The sequence below is a fragment of the Spongiivirga sp. MCCC 1A20706 genome, from assembly GCF_046524175.1.
Classification (GTDB): Bacteria; Bacteroidota; Bacteroidia; order Flavobacteriales; family Flavobacteriaceae; genus Spongiivirga.
The window spans coordinates 619,808-641,285 of the sequence record NZ_JBEFZF010000001.1; the positions used below are offsets into that span (position 1 = coordinate 619,808).

The window sequence follows — 21,478 nt, forward strand, 5'->3', positions numbered from 1 at the left end:
TTCAAAATTTCTCAGTTCCCATAGTTTTGTTTTAGAACAAGAAATATCCTATTTAACTATGAAGAAAAATGTGCTTTTCATTTGTCTAGTCCTGACATCCTTTATTCTTGGTGCACAAGAACCGGGCAAGGAAGAAAAGTTGAATAAGTTGATGACTTCTTATCTTAACTGCGATGGTAAAAAACCTGTATGCAGCTTTTTGCTTTCTCTTAAAAACCGAAAAAAAGGATTTATTTATGAAAATGGTGTTGGCATAGTGGGAAGAAGTGAAACGCCAGTAGATGCTTCGTATCAATACAATGTTGCGAGCATTACAAAAACACTGGTCGCTACTGTTGTGCTACAATTAAGTGAAGAAGGCAAACTTGACATTGAAGATCCTATAAAAAAATACCTAAAGCATTTAGACTTTATCAGGTATGATGAATTACATATTTATAACAAAAAAAAGTACCAGGATGTAATTACTATTGAAATGTTACTAAATCATACCTCTGGGATTGCCGATGTCTTTACCGATGCGGAGACTAGATTTAACTTAAGTGTCTTTTTTCATCCTAGAAGAAAGTATACTGCACAAAAATTTTATAAGCGATATTTTAGATATAATTTAAATAAGAAACCTAAAAATATCCCGGGCAAGGGCTACCATTATTCTGATATTAATTATATGTTATTGGGCTTTATTATTGAAGATATAGCGCAAAAACCGCTTGCGGCAGTTATTCGTGAAAGAATACTTACTCCTCTAAACTTACAAAACACCTATTTTGAATTCTATGAAAAAGAATATGGTGCCGGTAAAAGAATTGATGCTTTTTTCAATAAAATAAATATTACAAAACGCGTGAACACCTCGTATGAATGGGCGGGAGGTGGAATTGTCTCAACAACTAACGAAATGGCGATTTTTATTGAGGCGTTATTTGACATGCAACTATTTAAAAACGGTGAGTCCCTTAAAAAAATTCTCGATGTGTCAAAGACCTCACAATTTGGTAAGTCCTACGGACTTGGTATTTATAAATGGAAATTAGGAGGCGAAACCTTTTATGGGCATGGAGGGTTTTACGGGTCTATTTTGGCGTATTCACCCGAACATCAAGTTACGATTTCGGCGAATATTGGTCAATCGGCACCTCCTTTTGATAGAGGGGAATTGATTGACAAGGTAGTTGATATTGCTTTACAATAACCCATTTAGCTATAGTGGTACTCGATTTATCATAGACTTTGCTATAATGCTCTGCATATAGAACGCCACATACTTGATCCGTACTCACTGGAGCTTTTGAAGTAGGAGTGAGGTGATGCATCGGCAAAGTTTGGACAATAGTTACTATACAATGCTAATGAAATACGCTTTTTGTAGAGTAGAAGAGTAGTGGGGCAAAATGTGCATGGAATAGAATGATTGCTATTTTGAGTCAACTTTTAATCCACTTTTTAAAGAGTGTAACTTTCAGTTTGCTTATAATGACTTCAGAATGATGAGGAGGCGATAACACAAGTTTTAATTTTCTTTTATCCATTGTAGTAGCAGATCTGACAGAAAGCTTTGAAACAATGAATTGCCTATTTGCCCTGAAAAACAGTTGTGGATTTAGTTGGTTTTCCAATTTTTCTAAAGTCTTAGCTACTTGATATGACTTGTTTTCTTTTGTCCTACAATAAACCATATGATGTTCTAAATAGAAATACGCAATATCACCAACAGCTAATGGAATTAGCTGGTTTCTGTAGTTGACTAAAAGGGAGCTTTTATAAATAGTTGTTTTTGCAGATGCTTTCATCTCTTTTATCACCTCCATCAACCTCCAATTATGGTCTATGATGGTCTTATCTTGTGAATACAGATGCTGATATTTCAAAATCGCTTTTTCCAAATCTGTCCTTTTAATTGGCTTTAACAAATAGTCAATACTATTATATTTAAAGGCTTTAAGTGCATACTCATCAAAGGCCGTTGTGAAGATGATGGGGAAATTGAGCTGCGTTTTTTCCAATATTTCAAAAGAACTACCATCTGCAATTTTAATATCAAAAAAAGCAATATCAGGAGCATGATTGTCAGCAAACCAACTGATACTGCTTTTTACCGTTTCTAATACCCCTAATACGTTAATTTCCGGATTAATTTCAAATAATAAATCACACAAATTTTGTGCAACTCTGGTTTCATCTTCTATGATTACAACGTTCATATTAATAAAGGGAGTTCTACCAAAAATACATCTTGTGTCTTTTCAATCCGTATTTCGGTATTAGCTATTAATTTATAGCGATTGTTCAGGTTCATTAAACCAATACCGAAGCTTTCAACATCTTCCTTTTCATTCAAACTGTTTACAACATAAATATGGTCTTTTTCATTATACACCCTAATTTCTAAAGGAATTTTGGAAGTAATTACATTGTGCTGTAAAGCATTCTCGATTAATAGTTGAATCGACATTGGCGGTATTTTGTTATGGTAGGTTTCTTCCGATACGTTTAATGTAATCTTAAGCTTATCCCCAAATCGTTTTTGCAATAAATCCGAATAGGATGTAATAAAATCTAATTCTTCCTTAAGCGTTACTAAATCTGCTTTTGTAGAGGATAATGAATAGCGATACGTGCTTGATAGGTCATCAATAAATTCCAGACTTGCCGCTTTGGTATCTTTCCTAACAATTGCGCTTAGGGTGCTCATGGTATTAAAGAAAAAATGTGGACTTATCTGTTCCTTTAGCGCCGCTAGTTCTGCTATAGATTTTTGCTCTCTTAGTTGTATTAGGTTCATCTCCATTTCCCTTGCTTTTTCCATGCGCAACAGCATATAAGGCGCAACAATGGCAATACAAAGCACCAAGGAGTGGTTGATGAGATAATCTTTTAAATAAAACCAATTGAACACTAGATTTGGATGGGTTTTTACAACATATTTAAAGATCACCATATCCATTACAATAAAAAGTGCCAGTAAGACTACATTGCTTAGTACTATAAAGAAGATATGATCTTTCTTAAAAAAATGGTTTTTCCATGTGTAATTAAAAAACGAAAAAATAACCAGCATCAAAAGTTCACTGGCAACACCAACAAACCCTATTCTAATAGTAAAGTAATACTGCTCTATGTTCTCTGGTGTTGGATCCTTGGTCGTATGTAGTTTATGAAAGTGGTTAAACAATCCTATATTGGCAAGTATTGTAATTACGATTGCGGCCACCACAATATGCCATATGTAACCCGTTTTATCTTTCACACTTTTGGTATTTTTAAGTAATTTAAAAAAATTAGTGCTTACCCCTTAAATTATCTATACACTTTGTGGAAACCCAATATATACTGGCGCCTCGGTTAAAGAATAAGAATTTTCCATCTGGTGATAAACGTGGTGCAAATTCGATGGTATCAGTATTTATTAAATCACCCATGTTGATGGCCTTTTCCCAATTTCCATCGCTATTCTTAAAGCTGATATACAAATCAACCGATCCAAAACCATTTTCTCTATTAGATGAAAAAATGATATAACGTTCGTCAGGTGCAACAACAGGATCGTAATCTCTACTATTTGAATTTACTAAAGGACCAAGATCTGTAGGTTCGGAAAAAATACCATTTTTAACGCTGGCATAGACAATATTGCTCGAACGGTCAGGCCCAGTAGAAAAATAGAGCAGACCGCTGTTAGAAAGGGTAGGGAACCAATCATTATGATCTTGGCTATTCACTTTTTCGCCTAAGAATATCGGTTTGCTCCAAGAATCATTATTGCGCTTTAGCATCCACAGGTCACTATTATTGCGCACAGAATCTCCTTCTTTAATGGGTCTGTTAGTACAATAGTACATGGTGTTATTATCTTTAGACAAATAGGGGTCAATTTCTCTATAATCGCCATCAATATCGATGGGTTTAGGTAGGGACCAAATGCCGTTAACTTGCTTGGTTCCAAATATGGTCCCACCATGATAGCGCCAAGATTCCACCGTATAATAGAGTTCGTTTCCATCTGAAGAAAATGTGGGACTATGCACAAAGTTCTCCGTAGAAATAAAACTTTTGGCAAACACCAATGGAACACTATCCGGCAACTTTTGACCCAAGTAGGCACCTGTTAATTGATATGTTGGCACCTTTTTAAGGTCTGCGCCTTTGGTAATAAGAAATTCGGCTATCGCTGGATTATCTTCTCTAATAGCAAGTGCTAATGGTGTATTGCCATAGTCGTTTGTAATCTCCATATTAGCGGTCTTATCGACCAGTTTTTTAACCACTTCTAAACTGTTATTGATGACGGCTTTATGGAGAAGCGAAGCACCCAAATTCACATCTGCATTGGCATTTAAAAGTATGTCAACCAATTCTTTATTATCCGACTGTACAGCATTGTATAAAGGTGTTAAATTATCACGATTCACCGTATTCACTTTAGCACCTTTAGCAATAAGGGCTTTGGTCATTTTTACGTTTCGTCTGAGTACCGCATACATTAGTGGCGTGTCGCCATAGGTATTGGTGTGATTGATATCAATTTCTTTTTGTATGAGATAATCTAAGGCTGCATCATTGTTACAATAGGTGGCAAAATGCAGGAGATTCGACCCATTTTTACTGGTCTTGTTAATCGTGGTTGTTTGCAAAAGAGAATCCAAGACCTCGACATCACCTTTACAAGCGGTTTCAAAAATGGTCTTGGATTGCGAAAAGGATACATGGTTGATTACAATCACCATGGTACAAAATAGTGTTTTCATGTTGTAGATAGTATGATACGTTCAGCGAATAAAACTATTGTAATACGGTGTAGATGCGGTGAAGAATTTTGTGAAGTGGACAAAATTCAATCTTAAATTTCCTTTTTTTAAGTGGATCGTTGCAACAGAACTGATTTCATATCAGTTTCTTCACTATCTTACTGGAACACTCTTTTTACACAGCGACAATTGGAGCGAAGTGAAATGTGTGTGCAATGGATATTTATACTAGAAACTTATCAATTATTTAATGAAGTATTTAAGACATATACTTTCTAATGGCTATCGCCACCTTGATGAGATAATATACATTATTCTGCGAGAACGATAAGTTTTATGTTGGGCATACAGTAAATCTATTAAACAGAATGAAATATGGGCATTTTGGAAGAATCAACAGTAGGAATCAATTTCTAAGGGCAAACCCGCCTATAGATTTATTATTTTTTATTAGTACCGGGGTTGGGTACAGAGATCATATTAATATCCATGACATTGAAGATTATGTGACCGTGATTGTCAGCAAAAAGTATGGTGCTGAAAACGTATATGGAGGTTTTAGACATCTGAAAAAAGCTGAAAGAAGAATAAAGTTTGTTGAAGAATATAACTATTCTACTAATGACGAGATAATGGATTTAATCGACCCATTGATTGATTTCGAATTGCCCGAAATAGATGAAATCAAGAGTTTTATTTTTGACAAATACGATTAGAACTTATCATAAATAATCTTCAATAAATTATTACTTAATAGGGCCTCAAGAAATAGAATATCAGAATAATATGTATGAAAATGCGTATAACTGAGGTAAGTCCATAGCTAAGGATGTAAGAAGGAGATTGCCGCAAATGGCTTTGACATAAAATCGGTATCGTTATAGCACTAAAGCGCTAGAACTGATTTTATATCAAATAGCAAAGCTATACGCCATTTGCTATAAATGTACTATAATGTACTTGCGTTATGTTTCTTTGCTTTGGAAAAGCAAAGCGTACTCCACCAAAGTTCATTGAAAAGTTCTTCTAAAAGCTTCCCAAAAAAGGTAATGGAATACTTATTGACCGAGCCGTAGCCTGTCCTGAACATAGTGAAGGAGAAGTAGGGGAGGGAAATGTGTATGGAATGGCGAAATTAAGCAGTATTTATTTTTGACCACATCTTCTTAGGCACCATTTCTAGAAGTCTTTTCTCCACATGTTCAAAAAAAGAATAAAGAGTATTACAATAATATGATGGGTTGTTAAAATCAATTCCATCGTAACGATGTGGAAGATATCCTCCTCCGCAGCTAGTAAAGTGCTTACAATTCAGGCATTTTGCGCAGGGTTTTTGAATTTTTTTAATATTGAAAAAATCTACATGTACTCCTAGAGGATATTTAGAAATGTTCATAAAATCTCTATTATAAATACCCCCATTTATTCTCATAACATCATGACAACCAATGCTACCGTCTGATTCAATTACGCTGATGGCAGAAAGATCTCCTCCCAATGCATCCAAATTCGGTTTTAAGCCAGTTTTACTCCTAATAGCATATTCGAAAAATCTTACCGAAGGAGCTTCTTTGCCAATTTCCAACCATCTGTCAAAAGCTTTTATTAAAAAACGAGATGTTTTTTCAATTGAAATATTATCAATTTCAGTATGGTTTAAATCTGGTAGAAGTAAGTCAACCTTTTTGAAGTTATTATCATAAAACCAATTGAAAATATAATCACCTTCACTTTCAGGGTCAATTACACATAGATAGCCGTGGCACAGTGAGTCAAATATCTTATTCTTTTGCAATCTGTTCAAAATTGAAAATAACTCATCAAAGGAGCCCTTACCATTCCGATAAACTCGATTTTTATCATTGGCAATTGAAGGACCGTCGATACTAATAGAAAATGGAATGTTAAAATCATAAAATAATTTCAACCACTCATCATTTAAAAGCAAACCATTCGTTTGAACAAAAATATCAAGGTTTAATTGTGAGCATTCACTCATTATAATCTCAATATGCTTCCGAAACTTTTCTACACCTAGAAGTAAGGGTTCGCCTCCATGTATCTCTAAATAAAGTTGTTTTAAATTATGACGATAATAATGTTCAACTATTCGAGAGCATAATTTTTTGGTTACCTCAAAAGAAGCTTGTTTTGGTCTACTTTTCCAAGAATCATCGCCTTTATTGTATACATAACAATATGTGCAATTTAAATTGCAGGTTTGAACAATCTTGTATATGATAACATTTTGGGCATAACTATTTACTAGCATGCTAATCTTCTATCGTAATGACTAACTTTTCAATAGTTTGTGATCTAGGGTCAAAAAGGGTTGGATTAAACTTTGGAGCAATTGGGCCGTCTTTTATCATATCGCCAACACTGATTCCTCCTTTTGCATGCTTAGAAAAGTCAGCTTTAACATGAAAAGAGTTGTTGCCTATCGAGTCAGGTGTCCATGAGTTTTTTATTATTTCTTTGACTAAATCATTTTTTATTTTGTCAAAATCATCCTTCGAAATATTTTTTCTATCAATTTCAATATTAAAAGTTTGTTTACCCATTACTTAGATTGTTTATGGTTTGTTTCAGTAATATAAAAAAATATCTCCAATAATTGTAATATATTTCTTATAAGTATTTGCGATTTATTTGTTAGCCTTAAATCAATTCATATGAATTTTTTTGTTGCGGTGTGATAGGTTATATTAAAGCGACAAAACCTAGTTAACTACGTTGATTGTAATAGATTTCCAGAACAGCTTCCTTAAGCTCCTTCAAAACATGACAGCAATTTTGCCTTTCTAATTCAGAGAGTAATCTACTAGTATAATGCAACACATAAACAGCTTGGTTTGGCCATTCCGATAACGATAACTTAATACTCGTTCATATTTTAACAAAGTGTTTTTCTCGTAAAAATCACCATCTTGGAGTTAGTAAATAATCAATAGAGTTAAATATGAAAAAAAAGTATATCTAGGTATAGATACAAATATGATAGAAAGTATGTATAAACATCTTTCTTATCGTAATTACAGCAAGCACACCGTAAGCAATTACATCAAAGAAATGAACCATATCTGCTGTCATTACCAATGTAGTCCAAGAGTTTTAAATCAGCGTCAAATACAGGATTATCTTTATCTCCTTGTTTCTGATAAGAAATTTGGGCCAAATAAAATAGCAGTTGCAATAGCTAGTTTTACTTATTTCTATCATAACATTGCTAAAACTCCAGAAAAGATAAAGCTACTCCGAAGCCCAAGAATTCCAAATAGGGTGCCATTTGTTCTTTCCCCACAACAGGTTTACCAATTTATTGAATCATTATCTACGCTTAGGGATAAAGTAATTGTTCAAATGTTGTATTCCACCGGAATTCGAGTAGGGGAGTGTGTTGGATTAAAAAGGCAGGATATACACCCCAGTCGTATGGTAATACGAATAGTAAAAGGAAAAGGTCAAAAAGACCGTTACGTTCCACTTAGTCCGATGCTGTTGAGGCAATTGGAACAATATTACAAACAATATGATCCTAAAGATTATATTTTTTATGGTAGGAGTAAAGAGGAACCAATGAATAGAATAACGGTTAATCGAGTTATTTGGAAGGCAAACTTTATTCTAAAAACCAAGGAAAAGATTACACCTCATACTTTTAGACATTCATTTGCTACTATGCTCACCGAAGAAGGAGAAAACTTGTTCACGATACAAAAGATATTAGGACATAAAAGTATTAATTCTACCTTCCGATATATTAAAGCATCTAAAACAAAACTGAAATCATGTATAAATCCGTTAGATAAGATATACAGCGATAATATTGAATCTAAACCCTAGAAAATGTGTATGGAATGGAAAGCTAGACTAAATACTCTTTTCTATGTTTAAGTAAATTTCCATAACCGCCTCTTTGAGTTCCATGAGCACATGACAGCAATTTTGTCTTTCAAAATCGGTAAAGGTATCTTGGGCCAGAAAGTGGAACATAAAAATGGACTTGTCCAAACTTTTGGTTAGGGAGAGAAGGTCGCCCTCATGGCATTTTTCTAAATAGGTTAGGATTGGGGATAAATCTAGTTCTTTCATTTGTTTTTAGTTCACAAACTTCATATAAACATTTTCTTACAGTTACTTTTTAGTGCTTTTTAAGCATAAAATGCATCTTAATACGATGCATAATCAATTTAAAACGATATTTATAAATCGTTTAAAGATATATAAAGAATACAAATTAGAGAATTAAATTTGATTAAAATGCTATTTGTTTAGTGTAAAACGATTCAAATGAGGACTAAAAAACCTATAAATAGAATACGAGTAGTTCTTGCTGAGAAAGATAGGACAAATAAATGGTTGGCTGAGAAAGTTGACAAAAATAGAACTACAGTTTCTCGTTGGTGTACTAATGATATGCAACCCTCTTTAGAGTCTTTGGTTAAAATAGCGCAAATTTTAGATGTTGATGTCCGTGAGCTGTTAGTTTCTACCAAAAAACCAAGTAATGCAAACTAAAAATTACTTAACACTTGTTCAAAAAATCGAGGATAGTGACTATAACGATTTTATTGGTAAATACTACCATTTTCCAGGAACTAGCGCCAAATCTTACCTCAATCAATTTAAAGATCTTCCTGTAGAATTCGTCTACTTTGACCCTGTAAAAGAGAGTGGTAGTTTTTTTGGTTGCGGAAAGATAACAAAACCTCCATTTGAGGATAAAAGGGAGCCAGGATATTACTTTGCTGAAATTGAAAGTTTTCAAAAATTTCCTAAACCAGTCTTTTATAAAAATGAAAAAGGAGAAGTAATTGAAAAAATTGATAACCCTCAATACAATGCTCAAAACGCTGTACGGGCGATACCGCAAAAGACGTACGACGGGATATGTTTGGATGGTGGTGCACAACTTAATTTTAAAGCTGACGCGCATTTAGTACAAGTTTTAGGCGAGCAACTTATTGCTTCAGAAAGAGTTGGCATACTTGAACTAGTAAAAAATGCATATGATGCTAATGCTAGCAATTGTACTGTAAGATTTGAAAAAGTACCTGATTTACCCCCATCTGAAGGTGATTACCAGTTTAAAACTTTCGATGGCCCCGTGATTGTCATTACTGACGACGGCGACGGTATGAACAAGAACATAATCGAAAATGGATGGCTACGCCCCGCTTCAACAATCAAAACAAACGTAAAGGAAGAAATTAAAAGGCAGAGAAAGCAGGCCCTGGAAAGTGGAGATATTGGAATTTATGACCGCTGGTTGAAACAATACAAGAAAGCTAATAAAGGACGATTACCCCTAGGTGAAAAAGGTGTTGGAAGGTTTGCAACGCATAGACTAGGTAGAAACCTAATCATAAAAACAAAAACGGCAGATATAGATTTTGAATATGTACTGACTATAAATTGGGATGATTTTGATATTGTGGGGGGGCTATCCAAGGATTTAGACTCTGTTGCTGTTGATTTAATTAGGCAAAAACCATCGATTGATTATGGTTCTGGCAATAGTGGAACTCAAATCATAATATATGGGGGAAGAGATGGATTTAATCTAAGCAAAGATATAATTGAGGAAATTTACGCCTCCATTCAGAAGTTGAACTCTCCAAACCTCAATAATCTCAAAAATAGAAAAGAAGGAAAAAGTACTGGATCAAACTTTAATGCATTTGTCGAGTGTCCCCAAATAGGAGAATTTGTTTCCGAATCAATTTATGATTTAGCAGATCCAATTTTCACCTTGGATGGTATTGTTGATGAAAAAGGTATTTTAAATTTTGACTTAAAGTTTAATCCACCTAAATCAAATCAAATCCCTTTTCCGAGTGAGGTTCTGGCTGAAGATAATTATTTGGATTTGAGAAAAACAATAGACGGTAAAAATCCCTTCAAGATTGATTTGGGAGAATATCGCAAACCTGAATGTGGAGGCTTTTACGTTCATCTTGATTTGTGGTATAGAATATCACCATGGATTGACACAATAAATACAAAGAAAATACAAGAATTACTTGATGATTATGGTGGGATTTCTATTTATCGAGATTCGCTTAATTTGTTTCCCGCAGAGTGGGGGGCTGAATTGGATTGGCTTAACTTAACTAAAAGACATATAAAAAAGGGTTCGAACATATCATATTACAATATGATGGGATATGTTGAACTTGAACAAGGAAAGAATATCGAATTAGTCGATAAAACTGATAGACAGGGTTTAATCGAGAATACAGCTTTTAATGATTTGTCACATTTAGTAGCCGCAATAGTGTTCAGAGTGGAACTGGATTACAAACTAAAAAGGGATAGCCTGACTGACATTCGCAGTACAATTATCAAAAAACCTACTGTTATACATGATGTGTCAAATCAAACTTCCAGTTTAGTTGAAAACATAATAGATAGGTATGACATAGTTAAAGACCCTATGGAACTATTCGATTCAATTTCCTCTTTAAAAGAACCTAATCAAAGAGAAGAAAAACTTATTGATTTGCAAAGGTCTCTTAAAGAATTAGAAAAAAGCGCTAAACAAATGGCGCAAATTGAAGAGCAGTTAGTTGAAGAGGCAGGTTATGGTAAAGCAGTTGCGGTCTCAATACACGAGCTAGCTAAGACAACGACCAATCTTTATAATGGTATTATAAGAGTTCTTAAATCGGGAAGGCCGAAAAAGTCAGAGTTAGAAGATTTACGGAAGGCATCAGGTTCATTAAGATCTGAACTAAAGAATCTAAGCCCTTTAAGAACGATAAGGAATGAGAAAAAACAAGAGTTTGATATTATTAAGTCAATCAATTTTGTAAAAAGTGTTTTTAAACGCAGGTTAAGTTCATCCAAAATTGAATTAACTGTTGAATCTGACAATTCTTTTACAATTTATGCAAGATATGGAGCTGTTAATCAGATTTTGTCTAATCTAATAGATAACAGTATTTATTGGCTAGATACACTAGAAAAAACAGACCCTAATTACAATTCAAAGAAGATATATTTGAGACTGAACAAAGAATTCAGGGAGATTGTTGTTGCCGATAATGGACCAGGAATTGACAATGCGATTTTGCCGTATTTATTTAAATCTGGAGCCAGTATGAGAAATCCGCCTAGCGGTCTGGGCCTGTATATATGTAGATATTACATGAATCGGATGAAAGGTGATATATATCTTACTCCTGAAAAAGACAAAGTAGATTTTAAAAGTGGAGCTCAATTTACCCTTGATTTTTCAAGAACTCCAGGCAATATAGAAAAGGATAAATGAAAAAAACAATAGCGTTAATTGACGATAGTTTTCCAGAAAAAGGGGATTCTGTTATTAATTCAGATAGGCTTAGCCAACTGATAAACCTATCAGACTCAGAATGGAAAAGTGAAGTAAATCTAAAATCCTTAGTAGTTAAACTAATAAACACAGACATATTTAAGAATGGCGATATTCAAATTTTTGGATTTACCCACCCTGGTATACTGTTGAACAAAATTGAAGAAGATTCTTTTAAGCCTGATGTAGTAATCTATGACTGGGAATATAGTATTGGAAGTGGGGATTCTGGGGAAAACCTGCTCGAAATTTTATCTAGAACTGATACTTTCACATTTGTTTATTCGTCATTCTTTGATGCAATCCCTCCAACTCTTAACAAGAAGGAATTCGATAAATACGCCAGCCAAATTCAGTTATTGGAAAAAGGTGAAAGAATAAGTTCAATTTTTAGTTCTGAGCAATTTATTATTCAATATGTTCTTGGGCTTTTCAGCAAAAGCAATGTTATCGAAATTGCTAGCCATGAGATTAAGTTTAATCCATCTGGGTATTTAGAAGACGCTTCCGATATTCTTTATTTAGAATCAGTGCTTGGTAAGGCTTTTTTGATTCAAAACTTGGATAAGCTTGAATATGAAATCTCTAAAGAGAAGATTGAGCAGCTATTTTCTATGGTGGAGGAACCTTTGTTTCTGGATAGGAATAAGGAAAATTTGCTATCAGAAAGTAATGAGCTAAATGAAAAAAACTATGGCCCCTTACATCAAATTTCATATTCAGATGCCTTGAAGTTAGTAGGAGTGAAGGGTATAAATCAAGTGCTTAATTCTGGAATAAAATACATTAAAAAATAAAATTTTATGCCATTACCTAATGAAGAAGAAATCAATCAGTTTGGGCCACTTATTCCTCCTTTCGGAAGAAATACTCGTACTGATAAGGCTAAGGTTTTAAATAGAGGAGAAGATATATTATACGACTTAGATTCTGGTGCATATGATGCAACCTCAAATGGCCTTCCTGAAAACGTAGTTTTAATAGAGAAGAAATACTTTGAACTACTGATTAAAGATTGCGGAAAATATAGAGACGATTTTGAAGAGCAGAAATACTTATGGGTAATAGGCACCTGGGGCTTGCGAATGATATTAGAGCATACAAGGAATACTGCTAGAAGACCCAAACAATATGTTTGCCATACTAATTTAACTGGAGGCATGGAAGCATATCAAGGTGGGGAATTATGGTTTTGTGAGGATGGAAGAGTAGGGATAAATTGGTTTTCGGACCGGTATGGCGCAACATCTATTGATCAGTGGAAAACTGTTGTTAGTCATTTCAAAAGAGTTAATTACACCAATCTGGTTGAATTGAAAAAAATGGAAAGTTAATTATGGCAAAATTTAATGCAATTGACTTATTCGCGGGTATTGGGGGACAATCCGTAGGTCTGAAGAAGGCTGGCTTTATTATCAAAGCCTCAGTAGAGATTGATAAGAATGCGGTCAAAGGATACAGACAAAATCATCCAAACACTAAAATATTTGATTACGATATTCGGCAAATTGACACTCAGGAAATAAAAAAACTTTTAGGAAACCAACCACTTCACTTGCTTGCGGGTTGTCCTCCATGTCAGGGGTTTTCTTCAGTAAGACGATTAAATCGAAAACAAAGCGTTCGTGATGATAGGAATAGTTTGATTCTTGAATATTTAAGGTTTGTTAAGGAATTAAAGCCTTTGACAATCATGATGGAGAACGTGCCAGGACTAATCAACTATTACCTTTTTAAAAAAGTTGTCAATGAATTGACCGAGTTGGGTTATAATCCCAAATTTGACATTCTTAATGTGAAAGATTATGGAGTGCCTCAAAATAGGAAAAGATTAGTTTTGGTTGGTTCGCTATTTGGCGAACTTGATGTCAGCAGGGTGTATGTCCAAAAGAAAAAAGTAAAGCATGCTATTGGTAATCTACCTAAAATTGACGAAACCACTGACGAGGCTCATAAAATAGTAGCTAATCATATTCCGAGAATTCAAAAAATGATTGAACTAATCCCAAAAAACGGTGGAAGCAGAAAGGATTTACCTAAAGAGTATGAACTTGAATGTCATAAAAAGGAGAATGTAGGTTTTAATGATGTTTATGGCAGACTAAAATGGGAGAATTATTCTTCGACTATAACCGGGGGGTGTTTAAATCCATCCAAGGGTAGGTTTTTACATCCAGAAGAAAATAGATGTATAACAGCACGAGAAGCGGCACTTCTCCAAACGTTTCCAAAAAACTATAAAATTCCAACGGATATTTCTAAAACTGCCACCGGCCTTCTTATTGGTAATGCATTACCGCCAAGATTCAGTTACTATCAATCAAAAAACATAAAGAATCACTTGATTCAGAATCTGGGTTAATAATAAAAAGAAATGGCCAGAAGAAAATGCGGGCCGGGGGGAGGGCGTGAATTTGTGGCTTGGCACAAAGAACCATTGCCCTGGGCTTTGTGTTAAGGCGTGAAACGCCTAAATAGCGTAGCTATTAAGACACAAAGGGAGCGTGGAAGCATATTTTCTTCTTGAATTTTTGTTTCTTTTGTTTAAAGACAAAAGAAAAGAAAGAATAACAGAGGCTTCAATCTTATTTGACATAATATTTGAAGCACCCACAAAAAAAAGCTGATTCGGAAGAGGAAGTGAGCAAGTGCTTAGAAATTTACGCTTCAGCTAAATTTTAAGCTTTTGCGGCAAGCTGGCAACAAAGTTTCTGAACTTTTCTTCTTGAAGGTTTCAAATAAAGCGCATAGCTTAATCAGAAGAAAAATACTTTGCTTTATGCTGTGGGCAAGCGTTGGCAAATTGTGTGTAAAATAAATTGTGACAACAATTTGATTTTATAAAACAATCGAGCGATTGCGCGCGGCAATTAAACATAATGACAAATTATGAGTACAAATAAATGCAGTGCGCAGCACACCGCTTAAAAAGGTTTCTTGTATAGCGCAAACGCAAATTTTATTCTTTGTAGAATTTCTCCGCGATATTTTACATAATAGAATTATGACTTACGAATATTAAAAAGCCTTTCAGTAAAACGGCTTTGACATAATATTGGTGTCGATATAATTCGCTTACGCGAAGTTATATCTGATATTATTTCAAATACGCTGTATACGCCGTTTTACACAAACAACATATTTGTATCATAATTTATATTATGTAAAATAGAATATTTCAAGATATACTACTCTTCCAGTAATTCGGTTAATAAAACCATTTCTTTTCGAATCTTTTCCTTAAAATCCTGTAGCTCCCTTGAATACGCTTTATATAATACGATATCCATATAGGCTGAGCGATTTTTAAAATCACTACTGCTATTAAAATACTCTTGGCATTCGTCATCACATCGTTCATTCGAAATCAGATTGGCAAACCATACCTTATTATTCTGTAAATACTTTAAGTTCTCCGTGAGCGCATCGGTAGTGATTTTATCAAAAATCAAAACAGCTTGCACCAATCCTTTATATCTTTTTGATATCTCTCGTAGCCTGAAACCAAGTTCCGAATCAACCGGATCATCCGCTTCTATCAGTCTGATTACATCATCCCCCAAATTCGGCAGCGAGGCGTTTAATATTAAATTTGGACAGTAATCACATGGGGTGGTCGACTTGGTTACATTCGATTTGGATAATACAATTTCTAATTGCTCCTGTACAACTCCCCAATTTTTAAACACATTAGATATTTCAGTAGTATCGAGCGCTATCTGGCGTAATACGTTCTGTGCGGTACGCTTTGTTTGCTGTTCCTTTTGTTTTTGATTACTGAAATTGTTGACCGCCAATGCAATCAGAATTCCGATCACGACTAGCATGATCTCCCCAATCGCATATGCAAGGTACTTCCCTATCTTGTTGTTGGTCAAAACGTCTTTTCGTAGTTTTCTAAAAAATCGCATGTGCTTTCGAAAGTACTAAAATACGATGCTTTACCCAGCAAATTTTTAATACAATTCTACTATTTTGAAGATAAAAGATGAGATTACTACAATCCGCTAATTTCCGTATCCAACCATGTTAACCGGTCTCGTATCCATTCTTTTAAATACGATACTTCTTCATTATGTGTTTGCCCAACAAAATTATTAGGCCATACATAGGTCCCCAACACTGGCCATTTTTCAAAGTTATTCTGTAAAGATTGGTTTGATTGTATGCCACTTACATAAGCATCAATGGTATCATTTATCGATTGCTCTGCGAATGTGCCTGCTCTTAATTCAGCCCATCGTAATTGTAAGGCTACTACAAAGGCTGGATCTTCCAATAAGCGTTCCCACCAAAACGGTACAACCCATGTATCTAACGGACAACGCTCGTTAAAGCGATATGCCCACACATTCGTTTCACCACCACTGCAATAATCAGCATTACCAAATGCCAAATTAAAATCCCATATCGGACCCATTTGTAGCTTTTCATTTTTGTCCTTCACAATCCACGTACTCAAACGATACCCATCCACATTGTTCGATAGTTCATTTAATAAGAAAAAATCAATAAAACTCGCTGTATCAATATAGTTACGATATCCTAGGTCAGGATCGGTAAAGTCATCTGATTTTAAGGCAGATTCAAAATCATTCATATAGCTCGCGATATACGTTCTCTGTTCGGGAGTAATTTCATCCCAATCAGGATCATCATATAAAAAGTGTATTTGCTGCTGATTCCCAGCATTCGGCGGATCAAAAGCCGACATAAATGAATTGTTATCGGTATATAACGATTCATCAACCCCATCAGCTTTATCAAGCTTTACAATATATCCTCCGGTAAGATCTTCCCCTGCTATCTCGTCATCTTTAAGCTTATTGATATCAATTCGGTTGTCATCGCGTTTTAGTTTTTCCATAAAAACATAGATGCCATTGTATTCGCCATTGATAAAAACATCAACAAACTTCGTTCTACTAGCATAGCGACCCATATCTCTTGAAAGGTCATAAATCAGGTGATTCCGAACCAATGATTTATCACTATACGGAGCGTATAAAATCCAATCTTCTTCTTCTGGATATCCAAATAAGGCTACATCGATATCTTCATTGTTTTCATCCCATGTTTCAAAACCATATGATTTTTTAGGGAAAAACTGAGACGAAGACCCACGTATTTCGATTCCTATGCGACCATTAAAGGCCTCATTACCATCTTCAATAATGGTAAGCTGAGCATCTACTTTGGGTTCATCGACAATAGTATTACCATTGGTATTGATCCTAAATTGAGGCAATGCTACTTCCGTAATAACCTCCTCCTCCACTTCCTGAGCAGGGTTTTCAGGATCATCACTACAATTCAATAATAAACCGGATAATAAGATAACAAGACACCATTTTTTTCTGCACATATACCGCTCTAATTAATAGATTACCAACGTATTAAATATACCAATTAATGAGCGTTTTGTGAAAAAGCCATTGCCTTTACTATTTACCTAGCGCGTTCATTCTGTTTTTAGCAGCCGTGGCCAATGTACTTTTTGGATCTAGATCAATGATATGTTGATATGATTTTTTAGCAGCATCCAGCATTTTAGCTTGTTCTTGAGCATATCCAAAAGTATACCAGGCACTCTGAGATTTTGGAAAGGTTTCCGTTACCAAACCTAGTACCATCAAACCACTTTTGGTATCCCCTATTTCGAACAAGCGTGTTCCCGCCTTGGTAAATTCCCCTTCAAAGTCATAATAACGATATTTGGGATTCGAGGCAATTTCTTTTGAAGTACTCCGTAGTTCATCAAACTTCCCTTCCATAAACAATTTTGTCAAATGGTCTAACGGGTCTAGAATAAAGGCGGTATTGGTATAATCTAATGCTGCCTGTAAAACCGGGTCTTGATTTTTTACATATTGTTCAAAACTCATTTCTATAGCTATATGGGGTAAGGTCCAATCCATATTTTCCCATTGAGGCATGTCTTGCCACCATGCGTATGATATCAGCGCTCTTAGTTTTGAATTGGGTAAGGTAATCCATTTAGCATCTCCGTAAAAGTTCTTGTTTTCGGCGGTGGGTTCCCCTATTCTAATAGCTTCGGTATAATTCTCAATTTCATTGGTCAAATTCTGGCAGGCTGAAAAAGTATTTCGGCCAATAATGTAAAAGAATTTCCCTTGTTGATTGATCTTCGGCCGGGCCATCAGCCCTTTAATTAATGTTTTATTATTGTAGTTATTTCCGCCACCGTTCAATCGTACATCATAAACCAGTTTTTCTACATTATGAGTATCAATAAAATCAAACATACGCTTATAAAAATCTGCTAATGGCTCTTTTTCATCATTAAAAACAGAGCTCTGTCGAACGTATAGCGTTTTAGATCCTGGCAAGTACTCAAAAAAGTAAAACTTCTCATTTAAATGTTTTAAGTATAGCGGTGTCTTCGATTGATCTCTGGCACTCACCCATCGTTCATTAGGTTTGGTAAGGCAGTAATCAACTGATCTGTTTTCTAAAGGCTGAGCGGTGATTTGCTGTTTAAAGGTTTTTCCATTTTTAGATACCGTAAATTCAATGCTATTTTGTAGTTGTTTCGTTATTCCCTGCGCATGTAATACGGTGGGCAGGCTTACAAATCGCATTCCATAGGCCTTGAAGTATTGATCATTTTCAACCGGAACCACAGGCCTGATCATTTGCAAGGCTTTTTTAATAGGAACCCCCTCAATTTCTAACACCTTCCCTCCTATAGCTTCTTGGTATTGTTGATCTCCTCCCTCGATGTAAACGCCATCAGAAAACTGATATAGATTAATGGGCAGAACCTGATCTTCAGCCACAGTGCTAAAAGTAATTTGGGTATGACCATATTCAAATAGCGAAACGATTCTGGCGAGTCCTACCTTAATTTCATGAGTTTGCAGATTTGGAATCTCTTTGTAAAATTTTTCGACTGCTGTGTCCCATTTTTCCTGGGTTATTTTCTTGAATAAAAATGGAAAGTTAGTATGTATTGTTTTTTGAAGATACCTTAGGTCTTTCTGGTACTTTTCTGCACTGACAGCGTCCTGAGCATGAAGCGAAGTAATCGTCGAGATACAAAATAAAGCAACTAAGGCAATGCTTTTTACAAATGAAAATTTCATGATTGGTTAATTTTTAATTGATGTTTTATTGACCCCAAAGGTGCTATTAAAGAAACAAAACTCGATAAAAAATCAAACTGAAATGTCGTTTTACAGGGCTGGGTTGTAAAACGACATTTTTACTTCTACTTTAAAATGTTTTTTAGAAAGGTCTCGACTGCGCACGACCTGACATTTTGAACCAAATCGACAGTATCAACAGTATTTAAACAACTACTGTAATTTCTTAATAGCCGCTTTTCCGGAAGGACTTTCAGGATTTAATTCCAGTGATTTTAGATAATAACGCTTGGCCTCTGTCTTCTTGCCTATTATTGCTAATGCTTCACCTAAACTATCGTACACATTCCAACTATTCGGAAATGCGGTTACATTTAACCTAAATACAGCAATGGCCTCATCTGTTTTTCCTGATTGCAAATACAGATAACCCAGTCCGTTTATTTCATTTTCATCTACAATGTAATCAGCATTATCTTTATTCTTTTCAAAATGCGTTTTTCCTGCCGCTATTCCGTTATTCAAGATTTCATAGTACAATGATAATCCCAGGTACTTTTTAGTACTCGGAAAGTTCTTTAAACAAAATTCATAATAGGTGTTTAATACATCAAGCTTATTATCTCTGATCAAACCGTAGGACGTATTGGTGATGGAAGCAGCATCTAATTCAAATTTTGCTTCGGGAAAATGAGATTTGTATAGCGCATAGGACGCCATTGCTTCTTCGATCTTATTGCCGTTAAATAATTCTTTTGTTACTTGTTTTAATTCACTGATATTTAATTTTTTATATTCTTTATTATCAATATTTACTTTAAATGATTTTTTTGCTGCATCAACTCCGCTATTCAGTATATCTTGCATGTAATCATATGCAACTGAACGCTTCACATCAACAATTTTCCCATCCTTAATGATCGTTTTTTCACCCAGAAAATGTTGGGCATCATCAAATGGATTTTTCTCGAATACTATAAGATCGGCGGCCTTCCCTACTTCAATGCTCCCATGTGTGTGATCCAATTGCATCGATTCGTAACCGTTTATCGTCGCTATTTGTAGCACCTCTCCTATTGAAAAGCCTGCATTGTTCAATAATAGCAACTCAGATAATAACGCTCTTCCTCCGAATCGGCAATCGGTACCTATTCGTATTTTCACTCCTTTGTCGTGAGCTATTCGATAATAGGCCATCATGGCGTTGTAGGCTTTATCTAGTTCTTGTTGCTGGGCTTCAGAATAATTGACCATCGGTGTTTTACGAATGGGATAATACTCGAAGGAAGTGAAAAAATCAGATTGACCTGCTGATGAAGCAACTACATTTAATGCAGTGCTAAGGGTCGCTCCATTGGTGGCCATACTATCAAATAACGCCATTAACTTCGCTTCCATTTCTGGATGCGATTTGATGTAGCCGAAGAAATATACCATTTGCGCAGCGAACTCATCAATGCTCGAATTCATTCGAATGCCATACTGCTCGTTCATCGCCGGCCAATGGGTATCATAGTCTAAAATACTCGGTGTAAGCGTAAAAAAGTGTTCAAAATTCGACACGCCATAGTCCATCGCTTCTGCAATGGTAACCACATTATTATCTACATGCGAATTCACTATAATACCCTGCTTTTTTGCTTCGTCGGCCATGGCTTCATAATCAGGCTTACGAAGCTTGCTGTAAAACTTCATGTATTTTAATCCCTTGGCTACATAATTTCGAACCTTTTTACGGCCGTCTTCTGGGCTCATTACTTCTATATGATGTGCGGGCTGTTGCCTATCGGCATCAGAAACAATTGATCCACCATTAATATAGAGGTCGGAGTATTTTGGAGAAGGGTTCTTTTGCCAGCCAAGCGTGATATCCATCCACTCTTCCGGTTGGCCCATGTCAATAATTGTTGTCACACCATGATTCAGGTAGTGATAGGTCGTTAAATCTCGTAGCATTTCGAGCCCACCATCAGCCTCGTATTCTTCTGGTAAAGCGGCGTCTACTCCGTAGTTTCCAATTAAATGAACATGAGTATCAATGAAACCAGGCGTAAGCAGTCGGTCTCTTCCCTCTATTATGGTTGCCGCATTTACCTTTCTATTTGAATTGACAATAGCAGCAATCGTGTCAGCATTGATCAATACTGTTTGATTCTCCTTAACCGTTAATGTCTTACTATCGAAAACCTTTACATTGGTTATTGCCAGATCATAATCTGTTGATTGGCTACAATTTAGGGCGCAGCATGCTAGGCATAGCAGCAGTATGCATTTTTTCATAATTTTAT

Annotated in this window: 18 protein-coding genes; 8 read left to right on the forward strand and 10 right to left on the reverse strand. The window is 35.3% G+C overall.

The window, feature by feature from the left end; genetic code table 11:
- The first annotated feature begins 58 nt into the window (after positions 1-58).
- Positions 59-1,195, forward strand: a complete 1,137-nt coding sequence (locus tag ABN763_RS02875; protein ID WP_410483907.1) for a serine hydrolase domain-containing protein — start codon at positions 59-61, stop codon at positions 1,193-1,195.
- A 232-nt stretch (positions 1,196-1,427) separates the two neighbouring features.
- Here ABN763_RS02875 and ABN763_RS02880 read toward each other — a convergent pair whose 3' ends face one another.
- The 3 genes from ABN763_RS02880 to ABN763_RS02890 are packed head-to-tail and all read right to left on the reverse strand — an operon-like array spanning position 1,428 to position 4,748.
- On the reverse strand, positions 1,428-2,204 hold the full coding sequence (locus tag ABN763_RS02880; RefSeq protein ID WP_410483908.1) for a LytR/AlgR family response regulator transcription factor: 777 nt from the start codon (positions 2,202-2,204) through the stop codon (positions 1,428-1,430).
- The gene (locus ABN763_RS02885) at positions 2,201-3,250 is read right to left on the reverse strand and encodes a sensor histidine kinase (RefSeq protein WP_410483909.1); all 1,050 of its coding nucleotides are present in this window, start codon (positions 3,248-3,250) and stop codon (positions 2,201-2,203) included. The genes ABN763_RS02880 and ABN763_RS02885 overlap by 4 nt, the downstream gene beginning before the upstream one ends.
- Positions 3,251-3,281: 31 nt before the next feature.
- Positions 3,282-4,748 carry an ankyrin repeat domain-containing protein gene (locus ABN763_RS02890; RefSeq protein WP_410483910.1) on the reverse strand — a complete coding sequence of 489 codons (1,467 nt, stop codon included), beginning with the start codon at positions 4,746-4,748 and terminating at the stop codon, positions 3,282-3,284.
- A 368-nt stretch (positions 4,749-5,116) separates the two neighbouring features.
- On the opposite strand from ABN763_RS02890, the gene ABN763_RS02895 reads away from it, so the two are divergent.
- On the forward strand, positions 5,117-5,464 hold the full coding sequence (locus tag ABN763_RS02895) for a hypothetical protein (protein WP_410483911.1): 348 nt from the start codon (positions 5,117-5,119) through the stop codon (positions 5,462-5,464).
- Positions 5,465-5,883: 419 nt separating this feature from the next.
- Here the strand turns inward: ABN763_RS02895 and ABN763_RS02900 are convergent, their stop codons facing one another.
- A complete protein-coding gene (locus tag ABN763_RS02900) occupies positions 5,884-7,020 on the reverse strand; it encodes a radical SAM protein (RefSeq protein WP_410483912.1) in 1,137 nt (378 codons plus the stop codon).
- A gap of 1 nt (position 7,021) precedes the next feature.
- The gene (locus ABN763_RS02905) at positions 7,022-7,312 is read right to left on the reverse strand and encodes a hypothetical protein (RefSeq protein ID WP_410483913.1); all 291 of its coding nucleotides are present in this window, start codon (positions 7,310-7,312) and stop codon (positions 7,022-7,024) included.
- A gap of 445 nt (positions 7,313-7,757) precedes the next feature.
- Here ABN763_RS02905 and ABN763_RS02910 point away from each other — a divergent pair, with 445 nt between their 5' ends.
- Complete coding sequence (locus ABN763_RS02910) at positions 7,758-8,594, forward strand: tyrosine-type recombinase/integrase (RefSeq protein WP_410483914.1); 837 nt, start codon at positions 7,758-7,760, stop codon at positions 8,592-8,594.
- 27 nt (positions 8,595-8,621) lie between these two features.
- On the opposite strand, the gene ABN763_RS02915 is transcribed toward ABN763_RS02910, so the two are convergent.
- Positions 8,622-8,843: a hypothetical protein gene (locus ABN763_RS02915; protein WP_410483915.1), complete on the reverse strand. Its 222-nt coding sequence runs from the start codon at positions 8,841-8,843 to the stop codon at positions 8,622-8,624.
- Positions 8,844-9,041: 198 nt separating this feature from the next.
- On the opposite strand from ABN763_RS02915, the gene ABN763_RS02920 reads away from it, so the two are divergent.
- Genes ABN763_RS02920 through ABN763_RS02940 form a run of 5 tightly spaced genes read left to right on the forward strand, consistent with a single transcriptional unit; the run spans position 9,042 to position 14,446 of the window.
- Positions 9,042-9,269, forward strand: a complete 228-nt coding sequence (locus ABN763_RS02920; protein ID WP_410483916.1) for a helix-turn-helix transcriptional regulator — start codon at positions 9,042-9,044, stop codon at positions 9,267-9,269.
- A complete protein-coding gene (locus tag ABN763_RS02925; protein ID WP_410483917.1) occupies positions 9,259-12,024 on the forward strand; it encodes a sensor histidine kinase in 2,766 nt (921 codons plus the stop codon). The genes ABN763_RS02920 and ABN763_RS02925 overlap by 11 nt, the downstream gene beginning before the upstream one ends.
- Positions 12,021-12,881: a hypothetical protein gene (locus ABN763_RS02930; RefSeq protein ID WP_410483918.1), complete on the forward strand. Its 861-nt coding sequence runs from the start codon at positions 12,021-12,023 to the stop codon at positions 12,879-12,881. Before ABN763_RS02925 ends, ABN763_RS02930 begins: the two co-directional genes overlap by 4 nt.
- A 6-nt stretch (positions 12,882-12,887) precedes the next feature.
- Complete coding sequence (locus tag ABN763_RS02935; RefSeq protein ID WP_410483919.1) at positions 12,888-13,418, forward strand: hypothetical protein; 531 nt, start codon at positions 12,888-12,890, stop codon at positions 13,416-13,418.
- Between the two features lie 2 nt (positions 13,419-13,420).
- The gene (locus ABN763_RS02940; RefSeq protein WP_410483920.1) at positions 13,421-14,446 is read left to right on the forward strand and encodes a DNA cytosine methyltransferase; all 1,026 of its coding nucleotides are present in this window, start codon (positions 13,421-13,423) and stop codon (positions 14,444-14,446) included.
- Between the two features lie 826 nt (positions 14,447-15,272).
- On the opposite strand, the gene ABN763_RS02945 is transcribed toward ABN763_RS02940, so the two are convergent.
- From ABN763_RS02945 to ABN763_RS02960, 4 genes are all read right to left on the reverse strand, one after another.
- Positions 15,273-15,995, reverse strand: coding sequence for a hypothetical protein (locus tag ABN763_RS02945; protein WP_410483921.1), 723 nt, complete (start codon positions 15,993-15,995; stop codon positions 15,273-15,275).
- 86 nt (positions 15,996-16,081) lie between these two features.
- Entirely contained in the window at positions 16,082-17,449 is a 1,368-nt protein-coding gene (locus ABN763_RS02950; RefSeq protein WP_410483922.1) for a CotH kinase family protein, read from the reverse strand.
- Positions 17,450-17,528: 79 nt separating this feature from the next.
- Positions 17,529-19,190 carry a tetratricopeptide repeat protein gene (locus ABN763_RS02955; RefSeq protein ID WP_410483923.1) on the reverse strand — a complete coding sequence of 554 codons (1,662 nt, stop codon included), beginning with the start codon at positions 19,188-19,190 and terminating at the stop codon, positions 17,529-17,531.
- Positions 19,191-19,403: 213 nt separating this feature from the next.
- Positions 19,404-21,470, reverse strand: a complete 2,067-nt coding sequence (locus ABN763_RS02960; RefSeq protein WP_410483924.1) for an amidohydrolase family protein — start codon at positions 21,468-21,470, stop codon at positions 19,404-19,406.
- Positions 21,471-21,478 lie beyond the last annotated feature (8 nt).